Below are 22595 nucleotides of genomic sequence, written 5' to 3' on the forward strand. Positions count from 1 at the left end.
GAGGGGTGGGTCGCGCTGGACTGCGGCCCACCCCTTCGGCATGCCTCAGCCGGACGCGTCGTCGCCGCAGACGCGCAGGCCCTCCGGGGTGGCGCACGGCAGGTGGCCGTGGGTGCGGATGACGTCGAGGCCGGTGCCGCGGGCGTAGGCGAGGAAACCGGCGGCCAGGGAGTCGGCGGGCGGGAGGCCGTAGGTGTAGGCGTACTCGATCTCGCGGTAGGGGTAGCCGGTCTTCAGGAGCTGGTCGGTCGAGGGGGCGTGGCCCTCCAGGTTCAGTCGGTGCAGGCCCTTCAGGCCGGAGGCGGCGCGGAGTTCGCTGTAGCCGATGGCGCCGGGGATGCGGCCGACGGCGTCGAGGACCTGGTCGGTGGAGTCGAGTTCGCAGCGGGTGACGGGGACGGACCGGTCGTCCTTGCCGAGGCAGTCGTTGGAGGAGGCCTTGATCTCGAAGTTCCCGTCCAGGACGCGGCGTTGGAGCGTGTCGCGGGTGCCGGAGCTGGAGCCCCGGCTGACGAGGACGACGGGCAGGTCGGGGCCGCCGAGCTCCTTCCAGTTGCGTACGTCGCCGCGGTAGAGGCGGCGCACCTGCGGCAGGGTCAGATTCCGCAGCGGCACGCGGTCGTTGAGGACGAGCGTGAAGACGGAGACCGCCACACGCGTCTCGGCGAGCCGCGGGAAGCCGTCGGACTTGGGACCGTCGGAGAAGGCGAGGAGAGGCGGTGCCCCGTCGTCCTTCGCGCGGCCGGACTTCCGCCCCGCGTCGTCCAGTTCGCGTATGCCCGCCGCGCTGCCGTGCGCGCTGACCGTGATGTCGGAGCCCGGGCAGTCCTCCTCGTACTTGTTCGCGAGCTCCTCGGCGACGGGTGCGAACGCCGTCGAGCCGAGCACCGTCAGATCGCCCTTCGCGCACTCGATCGGCGGCGGGTCGGCGTCCCGCAGCACGATGATCGAGGCCAGTGTGATCACGGACAGGGTGAGGAGCACGGTCAGGAGCTGCGCGGGCCTGGACAGCAGCGGCGGCTTGCCGTCGAGGGTGGTGGAGCGGTTGGGCCGCACCTCACCGGCCTGGATGCCGCCGGAGAGGGTGACCTCGCCGCCGACCGGGCCGCCGGTGAGCAGGACCAGGAGCTTGTAGTGCTGGCCCCTGTTCAGCGGGACGCGCGGGATGTGCAGCGTGCTGCCCTCGTAGCGCAGGCCCGCGCCCGGCGTGAAGTGCTCCATCAGGTGGTCGTCGCCGGACGGCGCGGTGACGGCGAGCCCGCGGACGGTGCGGCCCGTGAAGACGGCGGTCAGCCCGTGCAGCGCGCGGCCGCTGTAGTCGGCGTCGGTCACGGCCTGCGAACCGTCGTTCTCGACGCGCAGCAGGACGAGCGTGGCGTCGGACATCTCGGGGGTCTCGTCGAAGAGCCCGAGGCGGGTGTTGGCGCCGCCCGTGCGGATGTTGTCGCCTATGGCCGTGTCCAGCTGGACGCGGTAGCCGATCCGCTTGCGGCGCGGCACCCGGCGCTCGTACCAGAGCGCGCCGACGGTGGCGACAAGGCCGAGGGCGGCCGTGAGCACGGCGATGGTGTTCTCGGCGCTCAACCAGTCCATGGGCGGTGACGGTAGGCGGCGCGGTGGCGCCCGGCGGCGGCTTCCCCGTCCCGTCGCCCGCTGTTCGCCACGGGTTCAGCCCATCGCGCCCGTACGCCGGTCAGTTGCCCCTGTCGTACGTCAACTCGCCGCTGCCGTCCGTGTTCGCGCGCCGCAGCTTGCCGTTGCCGAGGATCGTGATGACGCTCGGCTCGCCGGGCGTGCAGGACGACATGGGTTCGCCGACGGTGACCACGGTCGGGCCGATGCGCAGCCGGTCGCCGGAGGCGGACTCCAGCTTCCCCTGGAAGACACAGTGGTACGTCCCGCCGTCCTCGGTCGGCCCGTCCGCCGTCACCGAGAGCACCGTGTCGCCCACCTCGCCCTGCTGGAGGGTGAGTTCGCGGGTGCTGCGGCCGGTGTCGGTGGTCAGCCCGCCGCTCCAGCTGCCCAGGTACTTGTCGGGGATCGTGCCCTTCTCCGGCGCCGGGGTCGTGGGCCCCGGCGTGGTCGGGCCCGGCGTCGGCGAGGAGGGCCCCGGCGTCTTCGGCGAACTGCTCGCGCTGTTCTTGGCTTCGCCGCGCTTGTCCTCGGTGCTGTCACCGTTCATGACGGCGTAGACCGTGCCGCCCGCTCCTATGGCCACTATCAACGCCACGACGACCAGCGCCACGGTCGACCGGGCGCTGCGGCGCGGGGGCTCGGGCAGGGGGACGGGGCCGTACGGGGGTGTGGGGCCGTAACCCGGAGGCGGCTGCTGGGGGTAGCCGTACGGGGTGGACTGGGGGTGCGGCGGCTGGTGCGGGTAGCCGTACACCGGGGCGCCGGGCGGGGGCGTGGGCGGCGGGGTCTGGCCGGACACCATGGTGGGCAGGTGGTCGAGGGGCGCGGCACCGGGCGTGCCGGGGGGCGGGGGAGTGGCGTGCGCGCCGTTCACCGCGTCCGGTACGGCGGGCGGGGCTTGGGCGGGCGTCCTGTCCGGGCCCGAGGCCGGCTTCTCCGAGGCGGCAGGGGTGGCGGGGGCGGCAGGGGCGACGGGACCGGCCTTGTCCTCCGGGCTCTGCGTGCTCTGCGGGCTCTCAGGGCCCTCCGCGCTGTCAGAGCGCTCAGGGTTCTCCGGGTTCTCCGGGCTCTCCGGGTCCTCCGCGTCCAGCAGCTGCACCGCGTGCCGCCCGAGCTGGGCGACCAGCGCGGCCGGCAGCCACGGGTCGATGGTGCGGCCGTCACCGAGGGCCGCCGCCGCACCCGTGCGTTCCAGGACCTCGTCGAGGGAGGGCCGGGCCGCCGGGTCCTTCCGGAGGCATGCGGCGATCAGCTCGGAGAGGCTCTCGGGGAGCCCTTCCAGATCCGGTTCCTCCTGCGCGATGCGGAACATCAGCGCGTGCACACCGCTGTTGGCCGTGCCGAAGGGCAGCGCCCCCGACGCCGCGTAGGCGAGGACGGAGCCGAGGCAGAACACGTCGCACGCCGGGGTGATGCGGTCGCCGCGCACCTGCTCCGGTGCCATGAAGCCGGGCGAGCCGACCAGCGCGCCGGTCCGCGTGAGGCCGCCGTCGGTGACCGTCTCCAGCGCGCGGGCGATGCCGAAGTCGATGACGCGCGGGCCGTCGATGGTGACGAGGACGTTGGACGGCTTGAGGTCGCGGTGGATGATGCCGGCCGCGTGGATGTCCTTGAGCGCACCCGCGAGCCCGGCCGCGAGGATGGTCACGGACCGCTCGGGCAGCGGGCCGTGGTCGTGCGAGACGACGCTCTGCAGCGAGGGTCCCGCGACGTACCCGGTCGCGACCCACGGGATGGCCGCCTCCGTGTCCGCGTCCAGGACCGGCGCCGTCCACGCCCCGCCCACTTGCCGGGCGGCCTGTACTTCCTGCCGGAACCGGTTCCTGAACTCGTCCTGTTCGGCGAGTTCCTGGCGGACCAGTTTGACCGCGACCGTACGGCCCCGGTCGGACCGCGCGAGGTACACCTGCCCCATGCCGCCGGCGCCGAGCCGCGCCAGCAGGCGGTACGCGCCGATGCGCTGCGGATCTCCGGGTACGAGCTTCTCCATCGCCGCACCGACCTCCCCCATTGGTGTGCAACAGAGTGAGGATAGTGCGGCCGTGGGACGGGGTGGAGCGGGCTTGCCTCTACGGTTCCGTAACGGGTTCCGTTACGGGTTCCGCGAAAGGCCCCGAGCCGCCCGCGGAACCGGCTTCCGGAGCACCGGCGGCGACCGTGTCCAGCGCGGCGGACAACCGTTCCAACACCCCTACCGTCTCGGCGAATCCGTCCGTGCCGAGCGCCGCCGCGAGGCGCTCCGCCAGCTCCGCGTGGCCCGGGTCGATCTTCGCGACCGCGGTCAGGCCCGCGTCCGTGGGGCGCAGCAGTTTGGCGCGGCGGTGCGCCGGGTTCGGGGCGTATTCGGCGAGGCCCTTGCGTACCAGGAGGTCCGCCACGCGCTGCACGCTCTGCCGCGTGATGCCCATCGCGCGGGCGATCCCGGAGACGGGCAGCGGTTCGCGCAGGACGGCGCCGAGGACCTGCCAGTGCGCGGCGGTCAGGCCGGCGGGTCCGGCCAGCTCCTCGGAGACGGCGAGGAGCTGGCCGTTGAGCCGGAAGACGGTCAGCGCGGTGCGGCTGAGCAGGTCTTGCCGGGCGCGTGTCATCTGTCCGGGCTCGCTCATGAGTTGAGCGTCTCGTACGCGGCCGGGTCCGAGTGGTGGAAGAGGCGGTACCAGGCGTCGAGCTTCTCGTCGTCGAGTACGTCGCCGAGCCTGCCGAAGATCTCCCGGGCGAACGCGACCGGTTCGGTCGGCCCCGCCGTGATCAGGTCGCCGTCGGTGACGGCGTCCCTCTCGACGTATCGCTCGCCGCCCCGGTAGCCGGTGGCGGCCAGGTACATCGGCGCGGCGCTGGTGTGCCCGCGGTCGTCGAGGAGACCTTCGCGGGCGAGGCCCGCCGTGGCCCCGCAGATGGCGCCGACCGGCACCCCCGCGTCGAGGAACGCGCGGGCCGTGCGTGCGAACGGCGCGAGGTCGTCGCTCGTGTCCCACAGGTCGGCGCCCGGCAGGACCAGCAGCGAGCTGTCCTCGGGGCGCAGCTCACCGAGCGCCAGATCGGGCTGGACGCGCAGACCGCCGATGGAGGTGACCGGGGCGGTGGTCGGGCCGACGGTGCGGATCTCGTGACCGAAGCGGGCGAGCCAGGCCGTGGTGTGGCCGGTCTCCCAGTCGGCGAAGGTGTCGTAGACGGCGAGGTGTACGGGCTTGCGGGACATCAGGGCCTCCAGAAGCGAGCCGTATCGATTGACAGCATCCTGACAAAAAGACAGCATGCTGTCAATAGGGGGAGTGGCCCCGTGTGCGGCCCCACGCTTCCTTAACGTCCACAAGGGGCGCCCTTAACCCGCCCCTCCCTAGCGTCCTCGTCATGGACAGCACACTGACCCTCAGCGCCCACCTGGGCCTCGACCTGGCCGCCGTCGCCCTGCTGACCTTCGGGGTCTTCTATCCGCGGCACCACAGGCGTGAGCTCGTCCCCGCGTATCTGGCCCTGAACGTCGCGCTGTTCGCGGTGGTCGCCGGGCTCGGCACCGTCGGCGGCGACGGCGGGCTCGCCCTCGGCTTCGGCCTCTTCGGGGTGCTCTCGATCGTGCGGCTGCGCTCCGACGCCCTGCAGCACCAGGAAGTCGCGTACTACTTCATCACCCTGGTGCTCGGCCTGCTCTGCGGCCTGCCCGCGCTCAGTCTGCCGGTGGCGGCGCTGCTCTCCGGCGTCCTGCTCGTGGTGATGTACGGCGCCGACCACCCCCGCCTCTTCGCGGGGGACCGGCGCGCGATCGTCACGCTGGACGCCGTCTACCGCGAGGAGGGCCCGCTCAGGGCCGAGCTGGAACGGCGCCTCGGACGGCCGCTGGGCTGGACGGTCCAGGAGGTTGATTATGTACGCGACCTGATGGTGCTGGAAGTCCGTTTCCGTCAGCCGGAACCTTCCGAGCGGCGTGGGGAGTTGACCGTACGACGACGCACGACCCGGTCCCGCACGATCACCCCCGGCCACCAGAAGGAGACCGTGTGAACCCCGCCGTACGCGCCATCGGCCGCGCCGCTCTCGCCGCGCACCCCATCTCGCTCGACGAGGTGAACGCCAGGGCGGAGCTGCTCGCCCGCTTCGACAACAGTTATCTCGTGCCCGTGGAGATCTTCGAGGACCTCGCGGCCCTGCTGACCGACCCCCGGCGGCGGGGCGGGCCCTTCCGGGCGCTCAGCATCGGCGGAAAGCGCTGGTTCCGCTACCACTCGACGTACTACGACACCCCCGAGCTGCTCACCTTCCACGACCACCGGCAGGGCCGGCGGCTCCGCTACCGCATCCGGGAGCGGGTCTATCAGGACAGCGGAGAGCGGCAGTTCGAGATCAAGCTGAAGAGCGGGCGCGGCGAGACCGTCAAGCACCGGCAGCGCCTGGAGGGCGCCGACCACGTCCTGGACGCGGTCCGGCTCGGGTTCCTCGCCGGCGTGCTGCGCGGGTCGTACGGCATCGAGGCGCCCGGCGGCCTCACCCCCTCGCTCGTCACCGACTACCAGCGCGCGACCTTCGTCGCCGACGGGCAGCGCATCACGTGCGACGCGGGGCTCGTCGTGCGGGACACGGCGACCGGACGCAGCGCGGCCGCCGACAGCGGGCTCGTGCTGGTGGAGACCAAGACCAAGGGGCATCTGACGGACGCCGACCGGGTGCTGCACCGGTTCGGGGTGCGCGCCGCGGAGTTCACCAAGTACTGCGGAGGGTATGCCGCGGTCCGGCCCGAGCTGGGCATCAACAAGTGGGCCCGGGCGGTGCGGACGGCGTTCCCGCGGGCGGCGGCTCCTGAGGGAGCGGGCGCGGGAACGTGAGGGTGACCTCGGCGCCGTCGGCCGTGCTCACCGTCTCGAAGCGGCCGTCCGCCTCCTCGGCCGTGCGGCGCGCGATGTCCAGGCCGAGGCCCGTGGAGCCCGCGCCGCTCGTGCCCCGGCCGGGCGCGGTCCCGTCGGGGAAGCCCGGGCCCTCGTCGGCGACGGTGAGCTGTGCCTCGCCGCCGGGCAGGACGCGGACCGTCACGCGGTAGGCGGTGCCCTGCGGCGTGTGGTCCAGGACGTTGCCGATCAGGGCGTCGAGGGCGGCGGCGAGTTCGTCTGCGGGGACGGTGACAGGGACCGGCAGCGGCTCGTCCTCGCCGGGGGTGACCGTTTCCGCCCGCCGCCCCTGGTCCTCCGCCAACGGCGCCCAGAACGCCGCGCGTTCGCGGGCCACCGCCGCCAGGTCCGCGCTCGGCGCCTCGCGCAGCGGCCGCCGCGCCTTGCGGATGACGTCGTCGACGCTGCGCTCCAGCGCGGCGACGTCCGCCGCGATGCGGTGGGCCTCGTCCGGGTCGCGGAGGGTCTCGGCGTCCAGGCGCAGGGCGGCCACCGGGGTGCGCAGACGGTGGGCGAGGTCGGCGGCGTTCTCCCGTTCGGCGGTGAGGAGTTCGTCGATGCGGGCGGCCAGGCGGTTCAGCTCGCCCGCCACCAGGCGGAGCTCGGGCGGGCCCTCGGGGGTGGCCCGCGCCGTGAGGTCGCCCGCCGCGAGGCGGTCGGCGGTGCGGGCGAGACGGCGGGTGGCGCCGACGAGCCGGGCACCGAGGCGGTCGGCGAGGAGCAGGCCGAGGAGGACGAGCCCCACGCCGATGCCGGCCAGCACGAGCCAGGAGGCGAGCGTACCGGCGTACAACTGCTTCTCGGTCAGCGTGACTTGGACCACCGCCGTGCCGCCCTTCGCACCCTGCACGGGGACCAGGACGAGACGGCTGCCGGAGTCCGTCTCGTAGGTGAAGGCGCGGCCTGTGCGGGCGAGGCGTACCGGATCGGTGAGAGGGGAGCCGCTCTTCGCGCGCGGACCGATGACCGAGCCGTCCGCGAGGATGAGGGAAGTGGCGGGCAGCCCCTTGCCGTTGACGCTCTCGACCGTCTGCTCGGCGGTCTCGCGCTCGTCTGCGGTGGCCAGGGCGGGGCCCAGGGCGTGGGCCACCCACTGGGCGCGGGCGGTGGCCTCGGCGGTGGCGCGGTCGGCGGCGTGGGTGCGGGTCAGGAGGGTGAGGGGGACGAGGAGGGCGGTGAGGACCAGGGCGGTGGTGGCCGCGGTCAGCAGGAGGAGGCTGCGGCGCATGGGTCAGTCCGTGTCCATGTCCGGGTGCGGGTCCGTGGCGGTGGCGGGGCTCTCGGGGGCCGCGAGCTTCACGCCGACGGTGCGGACCGTGTGCAGGTACCGGGGCTGCTGCGCGGTCTCACCCAACTTCCGTCGCAGCCAAGACAAATGGACGTCGACGGTCTTGTCCGCGCCGCCCAGCGGCTGCTGCCAGACCTCGGCGAGGAGCTCGCGGCGCGAGACGACCTGACCGGGCCTGCGGGCCAGATAGGCGAGCAGGTCGAACTCGCGCGGGGTGAGGTCGAGGGCCGTGCCGTCGAGGGTGACCTCGCGGGCCGTCGGGTCGACGGAGAGGGCGCCCACACGGAGGGGTTCCTCCGTCTCCGCCACCCCGAGGCGGCGCAGCACCGCCTTGATCCTGGCGTCCAGCTGGGCCGCGCCGAAGGGTTTGACGATGTAGTCGTCGGCGCCGGCTTCGAGGACCGTGACCATCTCCGGCTCGTCGTCCCGGGCCGTCGCCACGATGACGGGAACATCGCTGACCGCACGCAGCATCCGCAGCACCTGGGCGCCGTCGACGTCCGGCAGCCCCAGATCGAGGACGACCAGGTCGGGCCCGCTGGTCACCGCCGCGTCCAGGCCCGCCATGCCGCTGGGCGCGGTCGCCACCGCGTGGCCCTTGTCGCGCAGGGCCCGCACCAGCGCGCCGCGGAGCTGGGGGTCGTCCTCGACGACGAGAAGATGCGCCATACAACCACCGTAGTGAGGGGCCGGGCCGGAGCTTGGGCAGGGTCCTTGTCGGGGTCTTAACCGGACGTTAGGAAACGATGCGGCACAGTGGCGGGATGAGGAAGTGGCGGAACGCCGTCGTCACGGCGGCGTGGGTGGCCGTGGGGACGGCGGCGGGGGCGCTGGGCGCGTGGCAGCTGGCGAGCGCGGACGGCGGGGGCGACGCGGCGCACAGTCGGCCGCTGGATGAGGGGGCGGTGCGGAGGGCGCTGGCCAAGGCCGCGGATGCTCCTCCGGTACGCCCGGCGACTCCCACGTCTCCGCCGACCTCGGCTCGCCCTTCCCCCTCCTCCTCCCCCTCTGGGGAACGGTCGACGGTCCGGTTCACCGGCGGCTCCGCCACAGTGGAGTGCCGTCCTGACGGCACGGTCCGGCTCATCTCCTGGAGCCCTGCGGACGGCTTCCACATAGACGACGACGTCGAGCGCGGCCCGGCCCCTGTCGTACGCCTGGAGGCCGAACCCGCCGACGACGACGAACAGGAGGACCTCCCGTACGAGGTCCGCTGCGCGGGGGCCACTCCGCGGGTGAAGGTCGCCCCCGACATGGACGACGACTGACCCTTGCGGGCCCGCTGCGGCCGGCCGCGCAGTTCCCCGCGCCCCTGAGGCATCCGACTCCTCGTCACCCGTCCCGCGGGCCAATGCGGGGGCGGCCACACCGGCTCCCCAGGGGCGCGGGGAACTGCGCGCTCAACCCCCACCGGCGGCAAGCCGCGAAAGAACCCCCGCCCGGCAGGGCAAGCCCCGGGTGGCAGGCCGGGGCGGGAGGCAGATGCCCGGCCCACCCAGGGGCGCGGGGAACTGCGCGCTCAACCCCCACCGGCGGTAAGCCGGGGCAAAACCCTCGCCCGGCAGGGCAAGCCCCGGGTGGCCCGGCCGAAGCGGGAGGCAGATGCCCGGCCCACCCAGGGGCGCGGGGAACTGCGCGGCCAGCCCCCACCCGCCCGCACCGGGGAAAGCAGAGCAAGCCCCCACCCCGGAGGGGAGCGAAGAGGTACGCCACCCGACACTCTGTCGGGTTCCTCCCCCCACGCCCGACAGGACGCCCATACCCTGTCCACTCCGTGGACATTTACCCTCGGCCCCATGACCCCTCAGCCGAATCCCCAGGTCGGCGCCGCCGTGAAGGCCGCGGACCGCGCACATGTCTTCCACTCCTGGTCCGCACAGGAGCTCATCGACCCGCCGGCGATCGCCGGCGCCGAGGGCTCGTACTTCTGGGACTACGACGGAAACCGCTACCTCGACTTCACCAGCGGCCTCGTCTACACCAACATCGGGTACCAGCACCCGAAGGTCGTCGCCGCGATACAGGAGCAGGCGGCGACGATGACGACCTTCGCGCCCGCCTTCGCCGTGGAGGCCCGCTCCGAGGCCGCACGCCTCATCGCGGAGCGCACCCCCGGCGACCTGGACAAGATCTTCTTCACGAACGGCGGCGCCGACGCCGTCGAGCACGCCACCCGCATGGCCCGCCTGCACACGGGCCGCCCCAAGGTGCTCACCGCGTACCGCTCGTACCACGGCGGCACCCAGCAGGCCATCAACCTCACCGGCGACCCGCGCCGCTGGGCCTCCGACAGCGGCACGGCGGGCGTCGTCCGCTTCTGGGCGCCGTTCCTCTACCGCTCCCGCTTCTACGCGGAGACGGAGGAGCAGGAGTGCGAGCGCGCCCTCCAGCACCTCGAGGACACCATCACCTTCGAGGGCCCGCAGACGATCGCGGCGATCGTCCTGGAGACCGTCCCCGGCACCGCGGGCATCATGCTCCCGCCGCCCGGCTACCTCGCGGGCGTGCGCGCGCTCTGCGACAAGTACGGCATCGTCTTCGTCCTCGACGAGGTCATGGCGGGCTTCGGCCGCACCGGCGAGTGGTTCGCCGCCGACCTCTACGACGTCACGCCGGACCTGATGACCTTCGCCAAGGGCGTGAACTCCGGCTACGTACCGCTCGGTGGCGTCGCCATCTCCGCCAAGGTCGCCGAGACCTTCGCCAAGCGGCCCTACCCGGGCGGCCTCACCTACTCCGGCCACCCCCTCGCCTGCGCCGCCGCCGTCGCCACGATCAACGTCATGGCGGAGGAGCGCGTCGTCGAGCAGGCGGCGACCCTCGGCGCCCAGGTCATCGAGCCGGGCCTGCGCGCGCTCGCCGAGCGCCACCCCTCGGTCGGCGAGGTGCGCGGCGTCGGCATGTTCTGGGCCCTGGAGCTGGTGAAGAACAGGGAGACCCGTGAGCCGCTCGTGCCCTACAACGCCACCGGCGAGGCGAACGCCCCCATGGCCGCGTTCGGCGCCGCCGCCAAGAAGCACGGCCTGTGGCCCTTCATCAACATGAACCGCACCCACGTCGTGCCCCCGTGCACCATCACGGAAGCGGAGGCGAAGGAGGGCCTCGCCGCCCTGGACGCGGCGCTCTCGGTGGCCGACGAACACACCGTGTAGCACCGCCTCACCTGGGGTGACGGTGCCGGGGCGGGGCCACCTTCGGGCCCCCGCCCCGAAACCCCGACCGCGTAGTCTGGCGTGCTCGTAAGGGAACACACACGCGACCACGCACCCAGACTCCGCGGGGGAAAACAGATGCCCGGCACCGACGGCCCCGCCGTCATCCGCAGCACTCTGCGCCAGCAGATCGCCGACGCCCTCCGCGACGAGGTCCTGGCCGGCAGGCTCGAGCCGGGCCAGGAGTTCACGGTCAAGGAGATCGCCGAGCAGTACGGCGTCTCCGCGACCCCCGTCCGCGAAGCCCTGGTCAACCTCACCGCGCAGGGCCTCCTCGATGCCGACCAGCACCGCGGCTTCCGCGTCCACGAGCACACCCTGGACGACTACCGCGGCATGCTGGAGGCCCGCGGCCTCGTCGCCGACGGCATCTTCCGCGACCTCACGGAGCACGGCGCCCGCCGCGACGTCGGCGACGCCCTCCTCTCCGTGCGCCGCCGCGGCGAGGAGGCGGCCCGCGCGGCCTGCGCCGGCGACCTCACCGTCCTGATCGGCTACGACCTGCGCTTCTGGCGCGAGCTCAGCGCCCTCTTCGGCAACCCCTACCTCTCCGAGTTCCTGCACCGCCTGCGCGTGAAGTCCTGGGTCTGCGCCGTCACCCACCTGCGGCGCTGGAGCGACCTCAACGGCGGCGACCTGCGCGGCCTGCTCTGGTCCCGGCACACCGAGCTCGTCGACGCGCTGGTGCACCACGACCCGGCGGCCGCCCACGGGATCGTCGTCGAGTACAACGCGCACTCCCTGTCCCTCATCGAGCGGCTGGCCGCTGCATGAGCGTGGACCTGACAGTCGTCGTTCCCGCGTACAACGAGGAGCGGCGCCTGGGCCCCACGCTGGCCGCGCTCCGCGACCACCTCGACCTGACGTGCCGGGGCGGGTGGGAGCTGATCGTCGTCGACGACGGCTCGACCGACCGCACCGCGGAGATCGCCGAGGCCGCGGCCGCCGACGACCCCCGCGTCCAGCTCGTCCGCGGCGACCGCAACCGCGGCAAGGGCCACGCACTGCGCCTCGGCGTCCTCGCCTCGTACGGCCGTCGCGTCCTGGTCACCGACGCCGACCTCGCCGCGCCCATCGAGGAGCTCGACCACCTCGACAAGGCGCTCGCCGACGGCAACGCGGCCGCGATCGGCTCCCGCGCCCGCCCCGGCGCGACCATCGGCGCCCACCAGCACCGGCTGCGCGAGCTCCTCGGCCGGACCGGCAACTTCCTCATACGCACGGTCGCCGTCCCCGGAATCCGCGACACCCAGTGCGGCTTCAAGCTCTTCGACGGCGACCGGGCCCGTGAGGCGTTCGCCGCGTCCAGGCTGCACGGCTGGGGCATCGACGTCGAGATACTGCAGTACTTCCGGCGGGCCGGCTGGCCCGTCGCCGAGGTGCCCGTGCGCTGGTCCCACCAGGAGGGCTCGAAGGTCCGGCCGCTCGACTACGTGAAGGTCCTCGCCGAGCTGACCCTCCTCAAGGCCCGCGCGGTCCGCCGGGCGGACGTCCTGATCCCCCTCCTCTTCCTGGCCCTGTCCTTCACCCTCTTCTCGGGACGCTGGACGGACCCGGCCCACCGCTACTTCCCCGACTCCATGCAGGACCAGAACCAGTGGGAGTGGTTCTTCGCGGTGACGGCGGACAACGTCCGCCACCTGAACAACCCCCTGTTCACCACCCTCCAGAACGTCCCGGACGGCGTGAACCTCATGGCCAACACGGTCATGCTCGGCCTCTCCGTCCCGCTCGCCCCCCTGACCTGGCTCCTCGGCCCTGCGGTCGCCCTGAACGTGGCGATGACCGGCGGCCTCGCCGCCACCGCCCTCACCTGGTATCGGCTGATCCGCAAGCGTCTCGTCCCGCACCGGGGCGCCGCCGCCACCGGCGCGGTCCTCGCCGCCTTCGCGCCCCCGATGGTCAGCCACGCCAACGCCCACCCGAACTTCATCGTCCTGTTCATGATCCCGCTGATCATCGAGCGGGCGCTGCGGCTCTGCGAGGGCACCCGGGTCGTACGCGACGGGGTCGTCCTCGGCCTCTTCACGACGTACCAGATCTTCCTCGGCGAGGAACCGCTCCTCCTCGCCGCGCTCGGCATGCTGCTCTTCGCCCTCGCGTACGCGGCCGTACGCAGAGACGTGGCGAGGGAGGCCTGGCGCCCGCTCGCGCGCGGCCTCGCGATCGCCCTCGCGGTGACGATCCCGCTGGTCGCCTTCCCCCTGTACTGGCAGTTCTTCGGGCCGCAGAGCTACAAGAGCGTGCTGCACGGCGACAACGCGGGCAACAGCCCGCTCGCGTTCCTCTCCTTCGCCGAGCGCTCCCTCGCGGGCAGCGACGCGACCGCCGACCACCTCGCCATGAACCCCACCGAGGAGAACGCCTTCTTCGGCTGGCCGCTCGCCGCGCTGGCCTTCGCGATCGTCGTACGCCTCTGGGAGCGCACGGTGGTCAAGGCGCTCGCGTTCACCGTGGTCGGCGCCGCGCTGCTCTCGCTCGGACCGAAGTTCCGCATTCCGCTGACGGACACCGTCCTGCCCGGCCCGTGGGCGGCACTCTCCGACCTGCCCCTCTTCGAGTCCGTCATCGAGTCGCGCGTGGCGATGGTGTGCGCCCCGGCGCTCGGCATGCTGCTCGCGCTGGCGCTCGCCGGCCTGCTGTCCGCCCCCCGGCGCATGCACCGGTACGCGGGTCTCGCGGCCGTCGCCGTCGCGCTGCTGCCGATCGTGCCCGCGCCGCTGAAGGCCGTGGACCGGACCGACGTGCCGCCGTTCATCGCGCAGGGCACCTGGCGCACGTACCTGGGCGACGGCGAGAGTCTCGTCCCGGTGCCGGTCCCCGACCCGGGCAACGCGGAGGGCCTGCACTGGCAGACCACCGCCGACCTGGGCTTCCGCATCCCGGGCGGCTACTTCAACGGCCCCTGGGGCCCCGACCGCGTCGGCATCTACGGCCCCACCCCCACGAACACGTCGAACCTGCTGGGACACGTCCGCTCCACGGGCCGCATCCCCAAGATCACGTCCGCCTGGCGCGAGGCGGTCCGCAGGGACCTGACGTTCTGGAACGCGGGCGTCCTGGTCCTGGCGCCGCAGGAGAACGACACGGAACTGCGCACGACCGTGGACGCGCTCGTCGGCCGTCACGGAAAGTGGGTGGGCGGCGTATGGATATGGGACCTGCACCAGGGCAGCTAGAGGACCAGAGGCCCGACTACGCTGCCTGCACGCGAAGCAGCGCTGCGCAACTGCCCGCACGAGAAGCAACACTCCGCACCTGCCTGCACGAGAAGCAACACTCCGCAAACGAAAGCTCACTCGTAAAGCTGCTGACTCGTAAAGCTCACTCGTACCGTCCGTCGCCCGACCTGACCCGAGGAGTCCTTCTTGGCCTGCGACCTGTGGCTGGTCCCGCTCGTCGACGTGCTGTGCCACAGCGCCGACAATCCCTTCGCGGAAGAGCTCGCCGTCTACGACAAGGCGCTGCACGAGGCGGGACTGCCGCCCGTCCCCGTCTTCGCCTACATGCCCGGCCTGTCGGGCGACGTGGCCCCGGTCGCGGGCTTCGACTACGACGCACTGCATTTCCTGCGCCGCGCGTACCTCCTCCAGATCTGCGGCCTGGAGGTCACGCCGGTGGACGCGCTCGGCGGTGACTACGAACAGCTCCTGGAGATGTTCGATGCCACGGCCCAGCAGTCGCACCTGGTCTGGCACTACGACCACGCGGGCGCGTACGTCCCCGTGGACTTCCCGGCCCCGCTCTCGAACGACGAGCTGCTCGCGGGCGGCGGCCCCCTCGGCTCCTCCCAGGCGCTCCTGCGCGAGCTGGAGTACGTGGCCCCCTCGATCGGCATAGACCCCGCCAACCCACCCTTGCCCCCGGCCCCGCCCGCGGCCCCGACCTCCCTGGAGGAACCGGCGGCTCCGCCACCACCGGACGCGAGCCCCTTCGCGCGGGAACGCCACGTCTGGCTGGGCCTGCACGCGGCGGCGACCCGCAGCCTGGCGCAGGGCTCAATGATCATCTACAGCTAGCGATGACTTTCCGCGTCTCGCCCGGTCTACCGATCTGACTGTCGTACACGACCGACTGCCAGAGGCAGCAACAGGAGGAGCCACGTGAGTCAGCCGAGTCAGCCGAGTCAGCCGAGTCAGCTACTGAAGGTGCAGAACTTCACTGTTTCGCAGGACGGGTTCGGTGCCGGTGAGGGCCAGAGCCTGGAGCGGCCCTTCGGCCACGCGGACCCCCGGGAGCTGATGACCTGGGCGGGCGCGACGGCGAGCTGGCCGAACCGCAAGGACGCGGGCGGGAGCCGCGGTCTCGACGACTACTTCACGCGGGACTTCTCCCACAACATCGGCGCCGAGATCATGGGCCGCAACAAGTTCGGGCCGCAGCGCGGGCCCTGGCAGGACCACGAGTGGCGCGGCTGGTGGGGCGAGGAGCCGCCGTTCCACACGCCGGTCTTCGTGATGACGCACCACGAGCGCCCGTCGTTCACGCTCTCCGACACCACGTTCCACTTCGTCGGCGGCGACCCCGCCGCGGTCCTGGAGCGGGCCCGGGAGGCGGCCGAGGGCAAGGACGTGCGGCTCGGCGGCGGCGCCACGGTCATCCGCCAGTTCCTGGCAGCCGGCCTGATCGACACGCTGCACGTGGTGGTCACCCCGATAAAGCTGGGCTCCGGCGTCCGCCTCTGGGACTCCCCCGACGACCTCCTCGACCGCTACCACCTGGACATCGTCCCAAGCCCAAGCGGCGTGACCCACCACGTGTTCTGGCGCAGGTGACCTGACCGCCGGACTGCTGCCGGACGTACTGCCCGGGCGCCCTGCTGGCGTCCTACCTGGACGTACCGACCGGCCGTCCTGCCCGGGCGTACGACCGCCGTCCTGCCAGCACGTACCGCCCACCGCCCTGCCCGGCGGCTCAGCGCGGCTCCGGTGGGCGTTGGCGGGGCATGTTCGGCCGGGCCCCGGGTGGCAGCGGGAACCGTCCGGGGTAGGCGGGGGCCTCCCGGGGCGGGCCGCCCGGGGTCATCGCCTGCATGGCCAGCGGCACGGGCCCGGCCCGGAACTCCACCATCCAGTCCGAGGTCTCCGCCCGCACCAGCTCCGTCACGTCGTCGGAGAACCTGCGCAGCACCCCGAGGCACCGCTCGGCCGCTTCCCCGGCGGTGCCCTCGGTGGGCCCGAGCACCTCCCGCACACTCTCCGACGCCCAGTCGAACTGCAGCACCTGCAACCGCCGCTGCACGGCCTGCGCGGTCGCCACGTCCCGCATCCACCCTGACGTGAGCCCGAAGAACCGGTCGCATCCCACGCACGCCACCCCGGCGAGCAGCGACACGAACCCCCAGGAGGCCTCGGGCCCGGCCACCGCGGCCAGATCGAGCAGCGGCAGCACGCCGGCGCCCACGGCGCCCAGCGCGGCGCCCATCCGCAGCAGCCGGGCCGCGCGGCGCTTGCGACCGCGGTCGGCGAGATACCACTCGGCGGTGTCGAGGGCACCGCGCTCCACCCACCGGTACAGCTCGTCGAGGTGCGCGGCGGGCTCACCCCAGTCGCCGAGGGGAAAGGCCCGCCCGGTCAGATCCCCGAACCGCGCACCCGCCCCCGCCCCCGGCCTCGCACCAGGCCCCGCCCCCGGTCCCGGAGAGGCGCCCGCCCCCGAACCCTGCCCATCGGGGGGCACCCCCTCAGGGGGCATCCCCTCGGGCTGCATCTCCGGCTGGCTCACCCGGCACTCCTCTACGAGATCGCGCGTATCGACACTAAGTCCTACCGCCCAATGGGTGGCCATGAGCCCGGATTCACGGCTTTTCCGCCCGGAAGAGGTGCTTGATCAGGTATAGGAAGACGGCTGATCTCACTCGAAAGAGTGCTGGAGCGACGCGCCCGCCGACCACGTAGGCTCGTTCCAGGCGGAAACCCCGCCAGATGGACCCGTACCCACGGACCGTACGAAACGGAGCTGATCGTGATCCCCGGTGGTGGCCAGCCCAACATGCAGCAGCTGCTCCAGCAGGCCCAGAAGATGCAGCAGGACCTCGCGGCGGCGCAGGAGGAACTGGCACGCACGGAGGTGGACGGCCAGGCGGGCGGCGGCCTCGTCAAGGCGACGGTGACCGGCTCCGGCGAGCTGCGCGGCCTGGTGATCGACCCGAAGGCGGTCGACCCCGAGGACACGGAGACCCTGGCGGACCTGGTCGTCGCGGCGGTCCAGGCGGCCAACGAGAACGCGCAGGCGCTGCAGCAGGAGAAGCTCGGCCCCCTGGCCCAGGGCCTGGGCGGCGGCGGCATCCCGGGCCTTCCCTTCTAAGAAACCCCCCGGCCAACTACCGTACGTAGAAGGCAGACACCCTCGGCAGCACTACAGGAAAGGCGTTCCGTGTACGAAGGCGTGGTTCAGGACCTCATCGACGAGTTGGGCAGGCTGCCCGGCGTCGGTCCCAAGAGCGCGCAGCGGATCGCCTTCCACATCCTCCAGACGGAGCCCACGGACGTGCGCCGCCTGGCGCACGCGCTCCTAGAGGTCAAGGACAAGGTCCGCTTCTGCGCGACCTGCGGGAACGTCGCGCAGGAAGAGCTCTGCAACATCTGCAGAGACCCCCGCCGGGACCCCTCCGTCATCTGCGTGGTCGAGGAGCCGAAGGACGTGGTCGCGATCGAGCGGACGCGGGAATTCCGTGGTCGCTACCACGTCCTGGGCGGCGCGATCAGCCCGATCGAGGGCGTGGGCCCGGACGACCTGCGCATACGAGAACTCCTCGCGCGCCTGGCCGACGGCACGGTCACGGAGCTGATCCTGGCGACGGACCCGAACCTGGAGGGCGAGGCGACGGCGACGTACCTCGCGCGCATGATCAAGCCCATGGGCCTGAAGGTCACCCGCCTGGCCAGCGGACTCCCTGTCGGGGGAGATCTGGAATACGCGGACGAGGTCACCCTGGGCCGCGCCTTCGAGGGGAGACGACTCCTAGATGTCTGACGCCACGCTGCACGCGACTGCCCAGAACCAGAACCCGGACGACTTCGCGGTTCAGATCTCCGACCAGATCGAGAGCTTCATCGTCTCGGTCCGCGAGGTGGCGAAGGGCGACGAGCCGGACTCGGCCGTGCCCTTCCTCCTCCTGGAGGTCTCCCAGCTCCTCCTGGCCGGCGGCCGCCTGGGCGCCCACGAGGACATCGTCCCCGAGGAGCGGTACGAGCCGGACCTCGGCCCGGAACAGGACGTCGACGACCTCCGCGAACGCCTGGCCCTCCTCTTGGACCCGATCGACGTCTACTCCGAGGTCTTCGACCCGTACGAGCCCCGCAAGGCCCCGGTCCCCTGCCGCATCTCGGACGACCTGGCCGACGTGGTCGCGGACCTCTCCCACGGCCTGGCCCACTACCGCGCGGGCCGCACCACGGAGGCCCTGTGGTGGTGGCAGTTCTCCTACTTCTCGAACTGGGGCTCCACAGCCTCCGGCGCCCTCCGAGCCCTCCAGTCCCTGGTCGCCCACGTCCGCCTGAACCAGCCCCTGGAAGACCTCGACGGCCTGGACACGGACGAGGACCTGGCAGCAGAAGGCCTGGAGGAGGAAGCGGGCAAGGTAATGGCAGAGGAGATCGCGGGACCACTGGGCCTCAGGACGGTGAAGTAACCCCCGCCCCTGCCCGGCCCTGGCTCCTGCGCTGGCGGAGCACGGCCCCTCTCTGGGGCGCCCGCTCGTCGACCGGCTCACGGTCTGCCGGACGCACAACCTCAAGGAACTGCGACCGGGTAGCTCGGGCCGGACGGAGGTCCGCATCCTCTTCGTCTTCGACCACGAGTACCTGGCGGCGCGGCACGGAGCAGGAAAGGGTGGAGGCGCCTGATGGGTGAGCACAGCAGCTGGGCAGAGGTGAAGCGCCGGATGCGCGAGAGCGCCCCCGACGTGTCCGACGCCGAGTGGGAGCGCCGCAAGCAGACGGCGCGCACCGCCACCCAGGCGTACGTCCTCGGACACCACCTGCGGGAGATCCGCGAGGAACAGAACCTGACCCAGGCGGACGTCGCCAAGGCGGTCGGAATCTCCCAGGCGCGGGTTTCGCAGGTCGAGCGGGGCGAGATCCACAACCTGGAAACCATGCGGACGTACGCGGCGGCGCTCGGCGCGAGGATCACGGTGTCGATCGAGTACAGGGATCGGACGGTCGGCGCCGCGTAAGGTGCTCAACTTCGTCTACTGCAGGGCGTTTTGGTGTGCTCTGGCGATACGCTGCCCCACGTCGGGATCTCTGGACGGGAGGGGGCCGCTCCATGGCGGACGAAGCGTGGGTGGGGCTGGCCGAGGCGATCGGGGCGGTGCGGGCCGAGTTGGGGCGGGCGGCCGAGGAGGGGCGGGGGCAGGGCCTCCAATTCCGTACGGGGCACGTCGAGTTGGAGTTCACCGTCGACGTGCGCAAGGACGGCGAGGCCCGAGCGAAGGTTCTCGTCCTCCCCTTCGGGGCCGAAGCGAAGGCGGCGCGGTCCAAGGGCACGGTGAACCGGCTCAAGGTGACGTTGCAGCCGGTCGACGCGGAGACGGGGGAGGACGCGCGGGTCGGCGACGACGTGGGGGAGCGGCCCCGGTAGGGCGGCCACGTCATGGACGTACGACGGGTCGTGGAAATCTGGAACCCGGGCGAAGGCAGGGTGGGCACGGGTTATCTGGTCGCGGACCGGATCGTCCTCACGGCGCTGCACAACGTCCGGGGTGCCGGGGGACTGGAGGTCCGCCGACTCGACCCGGACGGGCACGAGCAGTGGACCGAAGCCGAACTGCTCTGGCCTGAGCCCGCGCCGGACCCGCAGCCGGACGCGGCACTGATCCGCGTGACGGGCGCGTCCTGGGCGCCGCTGCCGTCCGGTGCCGCCCCCCTGCGGTGGGGCCGCATCGATGCGGCCGTCACCGAGAGCCGACTCGGCTGCCTGGCCGTCGGCTTCCCGCGTTCCGAAGTGCGGGACGGCGTCCGGGACACGAAGGAGATCCGGGGCCACGTCGAGACCCTGACCGGCCTGAAGTCGGGCGGCGACGTGATCACCGCGCACGTCGACCGGGTCGCCACCCCCAGCAAGCCGGAACCGGACGAGAAGTCGCGCTGGTCGGGAGCCTCCGGCGCGGCACTGTTCGCACGCGGCCGGCTCATCGGCGTCGTCACGACCGACCGCGCACGGGACTACGAGGGGGACCAGCTCACGGCGGTCTCCGTGGCATCGCTCGCCGCGCGGCCCGGCTTCGCGATGGTCGTGAAGGCGGCGGGCGGTGACCTGGTCCTGGAGGACGTCACGGCGACGGACGCCGACGCGGACGTGCCGCGCACGGCGTACGACATCGAGGTGCTCCGGGGGATGCACAACCTTCCCGACCTGCCGTCACGGTTCTTCGTCGGCCGCGAAGAGGCACTCGCCACGCTCGGCCGCGCCCTGTCCGAGGGCTCCCAGACGATCACCCAGACCCTGCACGGCCTCGGCGGCGTCGGAAAGACGACGCTGGCGCTGCACTACGCCCACGCCAACCGGCACGCGTACCGGCTGGTGTGGTGGCTCCGCGCGGACACGCCCGACCTGATCGACGCGAGCCTGGCGGCGCTCGCCACACGTCTCCGGGGTGACCGCGCCCCCACCCTCGCCACGGCGCAGGCAGCTTCCTGGGCCATCGGATGGCTGCAGACCCACCCGGGCTGGCTCCTGGTCTTCGACAACGCGGAGAGGCCGGAGGACGTCCGGGCGGTTACGGGACAGCTCCGGGGCTCCGGCCGTCAGTTGATCACCAGTCGTTGCAAGGGAGGCTGGCCGGGTGAGCCGATTCCACTCGCTGTTTTGGACGCCGAAGCCTCATTGAACCTGCTCGCACGTCTGACAGATGGTGGCGACGAGGTGGAGGCCCGTGCCTTGGCCGAAGAGCTCGGTCATCTCCCCCTTGCCTTGGAGCAAGCGGGAGCTTTTATCGCGCAGACGACGATCACGATCGCGGACTACCGAGCGATGTTCCGCGAGTACACGCGGAACACCACAGACGCCGCGCCACAGGGTTCGGACCCGACGCGGACGATGGCCCGTATCTGGCGAATTACGCTGGACGCTCTCCATGAGCGTGACCCACGCGCCGTCGCCCTCCTGCGCGTGGCGGCTTGGTATGCCCCGACGAGCATTCCCCGATACCTGTTCGCCCCACTCGCCGAAAACCTCGTCGACCTGGCCGGACTCCTGTCCCTTCTGGCCAACTACAGCATGATCACCCTCGACAGCTCGACGCTCGGCGTCCACCGCCTCGTCCAGACAGTGGCCCGCACGCCATCGGAGGACGACCCTCACCGCACCGAACTTCTGATCACGGAGGCTCGTGATCGTGCTGCGGCTTGGCTGTGCGACGTACTCCCGGACGATCCTGTGGACAATGTGGCTGGATGGCCGACGTGGAGGAACCTCTTGCCGCACGCCGAGGCCCTGTTGGAGGCAGGGGATCCCGCTGATGACACAGCGGACACTGCCTTTGTCCTCAACGAGGTCGGGTTGTACCTCAAAGGGCAAGGCGGAGTTCTCAAGGCCATCGAGTTTCACCACCGCGCCGTCGCAGCAACGCTGCGGGTTCTGGGCGCGAATCATCCGTCAACGCTGATTTCACGGAATAACCTGGCAGGTGCATATGACTCGGCAGGCGATCTGGGGCGTGCTGTCCCCTTGTACGAACAGGTGTTGGCAGATCGATTGTTGGCGCTGGGAGCGGACCACCCGAATACGCTGACATCGCGCGACAACCTAGCTCATTGCCATCGAGAGTTGGGGGATGTGGTGCGCGCGATCACCTTGTTTGAAGAGGTGTTGACTCTTCGGCTACGAGTGTTGGGTCCAGATCACTCGCACACCTTGGCGACGCGGAACAACCTGGCGGGCGCGTATCAGTCGGCGGGCGACGTGGGGCGTGCGATTTCGTTGTATGTGGAGACGGTGGATACGCAGTCACGGGTGTTGGGTGTGGATCACCCGCACACCTTGGTGACGCGGAACAACCTGGCGGGCGCGTACAAGGCATCGGGCCAGGTGCGCCGTTCGATGGAGATGCTTGAGGAAACGTTGGCGGGCTGTCACCGGATGCTGGGGGCGGAGCACCCAACGACCAAGGCTGTTGCTGGAAACTTGAATGCTCTACGGGCGAGGAACTGGAAGTTCAGGAAGCCGACGGACTGACCAGGTCCAGGACTGCCAGTAGGTGAGCCGGGGCCACGTACGGCGCTGTCGGTGTCGGCTCCGAGTACCAGAGCAGGGGCCAGGTGTTGCCGGCCAGTGCCGGGACGCCGATGTACGTCACCGTGCGCGGGGTGCCGAAGCGTTGTACGCCGAGCGGCCAGGTGTGGTCCTTGGCGGTGCCCGGGGCCACCAGGAAGTACATCCACCGGAACCCCGTCGCCTCGCAGATGACGGGGCCGGCGTCCCCGTCCGCCTCGGCTACCAGTCGTGCGGCGACCTGTTCCCCTCGTACGCCCTGAATCCGGAGCGTGTCGAAGTGCACGCCCGACACCCGGAGTTGGTGGCCCGCCACCGGGACCCACTCGGGCCAGTGAATTGCGTTCGTCATGGTCACAGGGTGCG

The 22595-nt window shown here is 71.8% G+C and carries 23 protein-coding genes; 15 read left to right on the forward strand and 8 right to left on the reverse strand.

Annotation, left to right across the window (positions count from 1 at the left end; translation table 11 throughout):
• Positions 1 to 45: 45 nt before the first annotated feature.
• From ACH4D5_RS14890 to ACH4D5_RS14905, 4 genes are all read right to left on the reverse strand, one after another.
• Positions 46 to 1593 carry a substrate-binding domain-containing protein gene (locus tag ACH4D5_RS14890; RefSeq protein ID WP_398302148.1) on the reverse strand — a complete coding sequence of 516 codons (1548 nt, stop codon included), beginning with the start codon at positions 1591 to 1593 and terminating at the stop codon, positions 46 to 48.
• Between the two features lie 100 nt (positions 1594 to 1693).
• Entirely contained in the window at positions 1694 to 3625 is a 1932-nt protein-coding gene (locus ACH4D5_RS14895) for a serine/threonine-protein kinase (RefSeq protein ID WP_398302150.1), read from the reverse strand.
• Between the two features lie 79 nt (positions 3626 to 3704).
• A complete protein-coding gene (locus tag ACH4D5_RS14900) occupies positions 3705 to 4223 on the reverse strand; it encodes a MarR family winged helix-turn-helix transcriptional regulator (protein WP_398302622.1) in 519 nt (172 codons plus the stop codon).
• 14 nt (positions 4224 to 4237) lie between these two features.
• Entirely contained in the window at positions 4238 to 4834 is a 597-nt protein-coding gene (locus ACH4D5_RS14905) for a type 1 glutamine amidotransferase family protein (protein ID WP_398302152.1), read from the reverse strand.
• A gap of 152 nt (positions 4835 to 4986) precedes the next feature.
• Between ACH4D5_RS14905 and ACH4D5_RS14910 the strand changes: the two genes are divergently transcribed.
• The gene (locus ACH4D5_RS14910; protein WP_398302154.1) at positions 4987 to 5634 is read left to right on the forward strand and encodes a DUF4956 domain-containing protein; all 648 of its coding nucleotides are present in this window, start codon (positions 4987 to 4989) and stop codon (positions 5632 to 5634) included.
• On the forward strand, positions 5631 to 6452 hold the full coding sequence (locus tag ACH4D5_RS14915) for a VTC domain-containing protein (RefSeq protein ID WP_398302157.1): 822 nt from the start codon (positions 5631 to 5633) through the stop codon (positions 6450 to 6452). Before ACH4D5_RS14910 ends, ACH4D5_RS14915 begins: the two co-directional genes overlap by 4 nt.
• Here ACH4D5_RS14915 and ACH4D5_RS14920 read toward each other — a convergent pair.
• Together ACH4D5_RS14920 and ACH4D5_RS14925 are read right to left on the reverse strand one after the other, a co-directional pair.
• Positions 6376 to 7740: a sensor histidine kinase gene (locus ACH4D5_RS14920; protein ID WP_398302159.1), complete on the reverse strand. Its 1365-nt coding sequence runs from the start codon at positions 7738 to 7740 to the stop codon at positions 6376 to 6378. The two genes, ACH4D5_RS14915 and ACH4D5_RS14920, sit on opposite strands and share 77 nt — an antisense overlap.
• Positions 7741 to 7743: 3 nt before the next feature.
• Positions 7744 to 8469 carry a response regulator transcription factor gene (locus ACH4D5_RS14925; RefSeq protein ID WP_398302161.1) on the reverse strand — a complete coding sequence of 242 codons (726 nt, stop codon included), beginning with the start codon at positions 8467 to 8469 and terminating at the stop codon, positions 7744 to 7746.
• A gap of 95 nt (positions 8470 to 8564) precedes the next feature.
• On the opposite strand from ACH4D5_RS14925, the gene ACH4D5_RS14930 reads away from it, so the two are divergent.
• From ACH4D5_RS14930 to ACH4D5_RS14955, 6 genes are all read left to right on the forward strand, one after another.
• The gene (locus tag ACH4D5_RS14930) at positions 8565 to 9068 is read left to right on the forward strand and encodes a hypothetical protein (RefSeq protein WP_398302163.1); all 504 of its coding nucleotides are present in this window, start codon (positions 8565 to 8567) and stop codon (positions 9066 to 9068) included.
• Between the two features lie 528 nt (positions 9069 to 9596).
• Positions 9597 to 10952 carry an aspartate aminotransferase family protein gene (locus ACH4D5_RS14935; protein ID WP_398302165.1) on the forward strand — a complete coding sequence of 452 codons (1356 nt, stop codon included), beginning with the start codon at positions 9597 to 9599 and terminating at the stop codon, positions 10950 to 10952.
• Between the two features lie 138 nt (positions 10953 to 11090).
• On the forward strand, positions 11091 to 11786 hold the full coding sequence (locus ACH4D5_RS14940; RefSeq protein ID WP_398302167.1) for a GntR family transcriptional regulator: 696 nt from the start codon (positions 11091 to 11093) through the stop codon (positions 11784 to 11786).
• Positions 11783 to 14191 carry a dolichyl-phosphate beta-glucosyltransferase gene (locus tag ACH4D5_RS14945; RefSeq protein ID WP_398302169.1) on the forward strand — a complete coding sequence of 803 codons (2409 nt, stop codon included), beginning with the start codon at positions 11783 to 11785 and terminating at the stop codon, positions 14189 to 14191. The genes ACH4D5_RS14940 and ACH4D5_RS14945 overlap by 4 nt, the downstream gene beginning before the upstream one ends.
• Positions 14192 to 14380: 189 nt before the next feature.
• Positions 14381 to 15031: a hypothetical protein gene (locus ACH4D5_RS14950; RefSeq protein WP_398302172.1), complete on the forward strand. Its 651-nt coding sequence runs from the start codon at positions 14381 to 14383 to the stop codon at positions 15029 to 15031.
• An 84-nt stretch (positions 15032 to 15115) separates the two neighbouring features.
• The gene (locus ACH4D5_RS14955; RefSeq protein ID WP_398302174.1) at positions 15116 to 15787 is read left to right on the forward strand and encodes a dihydrofolate reductase family protein; all 672 of its coding nucleotides are present in this window, start codon (positions 15116 to 15118) and stop codon (positions 15785 to 15787) included.
• Between the two features lie 139 nt (positions 15788 to 15926).
• Here the strand turns inward: ACH4D5_RS14955 and ACH4D5_RS14960 are convergent, their stop codons facing one another.
• Positions 15927 to 16736: an SLATT domain-containing protein gene (locus ACH4D5_RS14960; RefSeq protein WP_398302175.1), complete on the reverse strand. Its 810-nt coding sequence runs from the start codon at positions 16734 to 16736 to the stop codon at positions 15927 to 15929.
• A gap of 240 nt (positions 16737 to 16976) precedes the next feature.
• On the opposite strand from ACH4D5_RS14960, the gene ACH4D5_RS14965 reads away from it, so the two are divergent.
• The 7 genes from ACH4D5_RS14965 to ACH4D5_RS14995 all read left to right on the forward strand — a co-directional run bounded on the left by ACH4D5_RS14965 (position 16977) and on the right by ACH4D5_RS14995 (position 22193).
• Positions 16977 to 17318: a YbaB/EbfC family nucleoid-associated protein gene (locus tag ACH4D5_RS14965; protein WP_398302177.1), complete on the forward strand. Its 342-nt coding sequence runs from the start codon at positions 16977 to 16979 to the stop codon at positions 17316 to 17318.
• A 69-nt stretch (positions 17319 to 17387) separates the two neighbouring features.
• A complete protein-coding gene (gene recR / locus ACH4D5_RS14970) occupies positions 17388 to 17987 on the forward strand; it encodes a recombination mediator RecR (RefSeq protein WP_164322503.1) in 600 nt (199 codons plus the stop codon).
• On the forward strand, positions 17980 to 18645 hold the full coding sequence (locus ACH4D5_RS14975; RefSeq protein ID WP_398302180.1) for a DUF5063 domain-containing protein: 666 nt from the start codon (positions 17980 to 17982) through the stop codon (positions 18643 to 18645). Before recR ends, ACH4D5_RS14975 begins: the two co-directional genes overlap by 8 nt.
• A gap of 52 nt (positions 18646 to 18697) precedes the next feature.
• Complete coding sequence (locus ACH4D5_RS14980; RefSeq protein ID WP_398302624.1) at positions 18698 to 18859, forward strand: hypothetical protein; 162 nt, start codon at positions 18698 to 18700, stop codon at positions 18857 to 18859.
• Positions 18859 to 19191, forward strand: a complete 333-nt coding sequence (locus ACH4D5_RS14985) for a helix-turn-helix domain-containing protein (RefSeq protein ID WP_398302183.1) — start codon at positions 18859 to 18861, stop codon at positions 19189 to 19191. The genes ACH4D5_RS14980 and ACH4D5_RS14985 overlap by 1 nt, the downstream gene beginning before the upstream one ends.
• 92 nt (positions 19192 to 19283) lie before the next feature.
• On the forward strand, positions 19284 to 19598 hold the full coding sequence (locus tag ACH4D5_RS14990) for a trypco2 family protein (protein ID WP_398302185.1): 315 nt from the start codon (positions 19284 to 19286) through the stop codon (positions 19596 to 19598).
• Positions 19599 to 19610: 12 nt separating this feature from the next.
• A complete protein-coding gene (locus tag ACH4D5_RS14995; protein ID WP_398302186.1) occupies positions 19611 to 22193 on the forward strand; it encodes a tetratricopeptide repeat protein in 2583 nt (860 codons plus the stop codon).
• On the opposite strand, the gene ACH4D5_RS15000 is transcribed toward ACH4D5_RS14995, so the two are convergent.
• Positions 22174 to 22581, reverse strand: coding sequence for a hypothetical protein (locus ACH4D5_RS15000; RefSeq protein WP_398302188.1), 408 nt, complete (start codon positions 22579 to 22581; stop codon positions 22174 to 22176). The two genes, ACH4D5_RS14995 and ACH4D5_RS15000, sit on opposite strands and share 20 nt — an antisense overlap.
• Positions 22582 to 22595 lie beyond the last annotated feature (14 nt).

It is taken from the genome of Streptomyces sp. NPDC018029 (assembly GCF_044327655.1).
Lineage (GTDB): Bacteria > Actinomycetota > Actinomycetes > Streptomycetales > Streptomycetaceae > Streptomyces.

Excerpts from the sequence above, each read along its gene's own strand:
- ACH4D5_RS14895 (WP_398302150.1), bottom strand. The coding sequence starts at position 3,625 with ATGGAGAAGCTCGTACCCGGAGATCCGCAGCGCATCGGCGCGTACCGC.
- ACH4D5_RS14985 (WP_398302183.1), top strand. The coding sequence starts at position 18,859 with ATGGGTGAGCACAGCAGCTGGGCAGAGGTGAAGCGCCGGATGCGCGAG.
- ACH4D5_RS14940 (WP_398302167.1), top strand. The coding sequence starts at position 11,091 with ATGCCCGGCACCGACGGCCCCGCCGTCATCCGCAGCACTCTGCGCCAG.
- ACH4D5_RS14990 (WP_398302185.1), top strand. The coding sequence starts at position 19,284 with ATGGCGGACGAAGCGTGGGTGGGGCTGGCCGAGGCGATCGGGGCGGTG.
- ACH4D5_RS14905 (WP_398302152.1), bottom strand. The coding sequence starts at position 4,834 with ATGTCCCGCAAGCCCGTACACCTCGCCGTCTACGACACCTTCGCCGAC.
- ACH4D5_RS15000 (WP_398302188.1), bottom strand. The coding sequence starts at position 22,581 with ATGACGAACGCAATTCACTGGCCCGAGTGGGTCCCGGTGGCGGGCCAC.
- ACH4D5_RS14920 (WP_398302159.1), bottom strand. The coding sequence starts at position 7,740 with ATGCGCCGCAGCCTCCTCCTGCTGACCGCGGCCACCACCGCCCTGGTC.
- ACH4D5_RS14890 (WP_398302148.1), bottom strand. The coding sequence starts at position 1,593 with ATGGACTGGTTGAGCGCCGAGAACACCATCGCCGTGCTCACGGCCGCC.
- ACH4D5_RS14930 (WP_398302163.1), top strand. The coding sequence starts at position 8,565 with ATGAGGAAGTGGCGGAACGCCGTCGTCACGGCGGCGTGGGTGGCCGTG.
- ACH4D5_RS14925 (WP_398302161.1), bottom strand. The coding sequence starts at position 8,469 with ATGGCGCATCTTCTCGTCGTCGAGGACGACCCCCAGCTCCGCGGCGCG.
- ACH4D5_RS14995 (WP_398302186.1), top strand. The coding sequence starts at position 19,611 with ATGGACGTACGACGGGTCGTGGAAATCTGGAACCCGGGCGAAGGCAGG.
- ACH4D5_RS14945 (WP_398302169.1), top strand. The coding sequence starts at position 11,783 with ATGAGCGTGGACCTGACAGTCGTCGTTCCCGCGTACAACGAGGAGCGG.
- ACH4D5_RS14900 (WP_398302622.1), bottom strand. The coding sequence starts at position 4,223 with ATGACACGCGCCCGGCAAGACCTGCTCAGCCGCACCGCGCTGACCGTC.
- ACH4D5_RS14975 (WP_398302180.1), top strand. The coding sequence starts at position 17,980 with ATGTCTGACGCCACGCTGCACGCGACTGCCCAGAACCAGAACCCGGAC.
- ACH4D5_RS14910 (WP_398302154.1), top strand. The coding sequence starts at position 4,987 with ATGGACAGCACACTGACCCTCAGCGCCCACCTGGGCCTCGACCTGGCC.
- ACH4D5_RS14935 (WP_398302165.1), top strand. The coding sequence starts at position 9,597 with ATGACCCCTCAGCCGAATCCCCAGGTCGGCGCCGCCGTGAAGGCCGCG.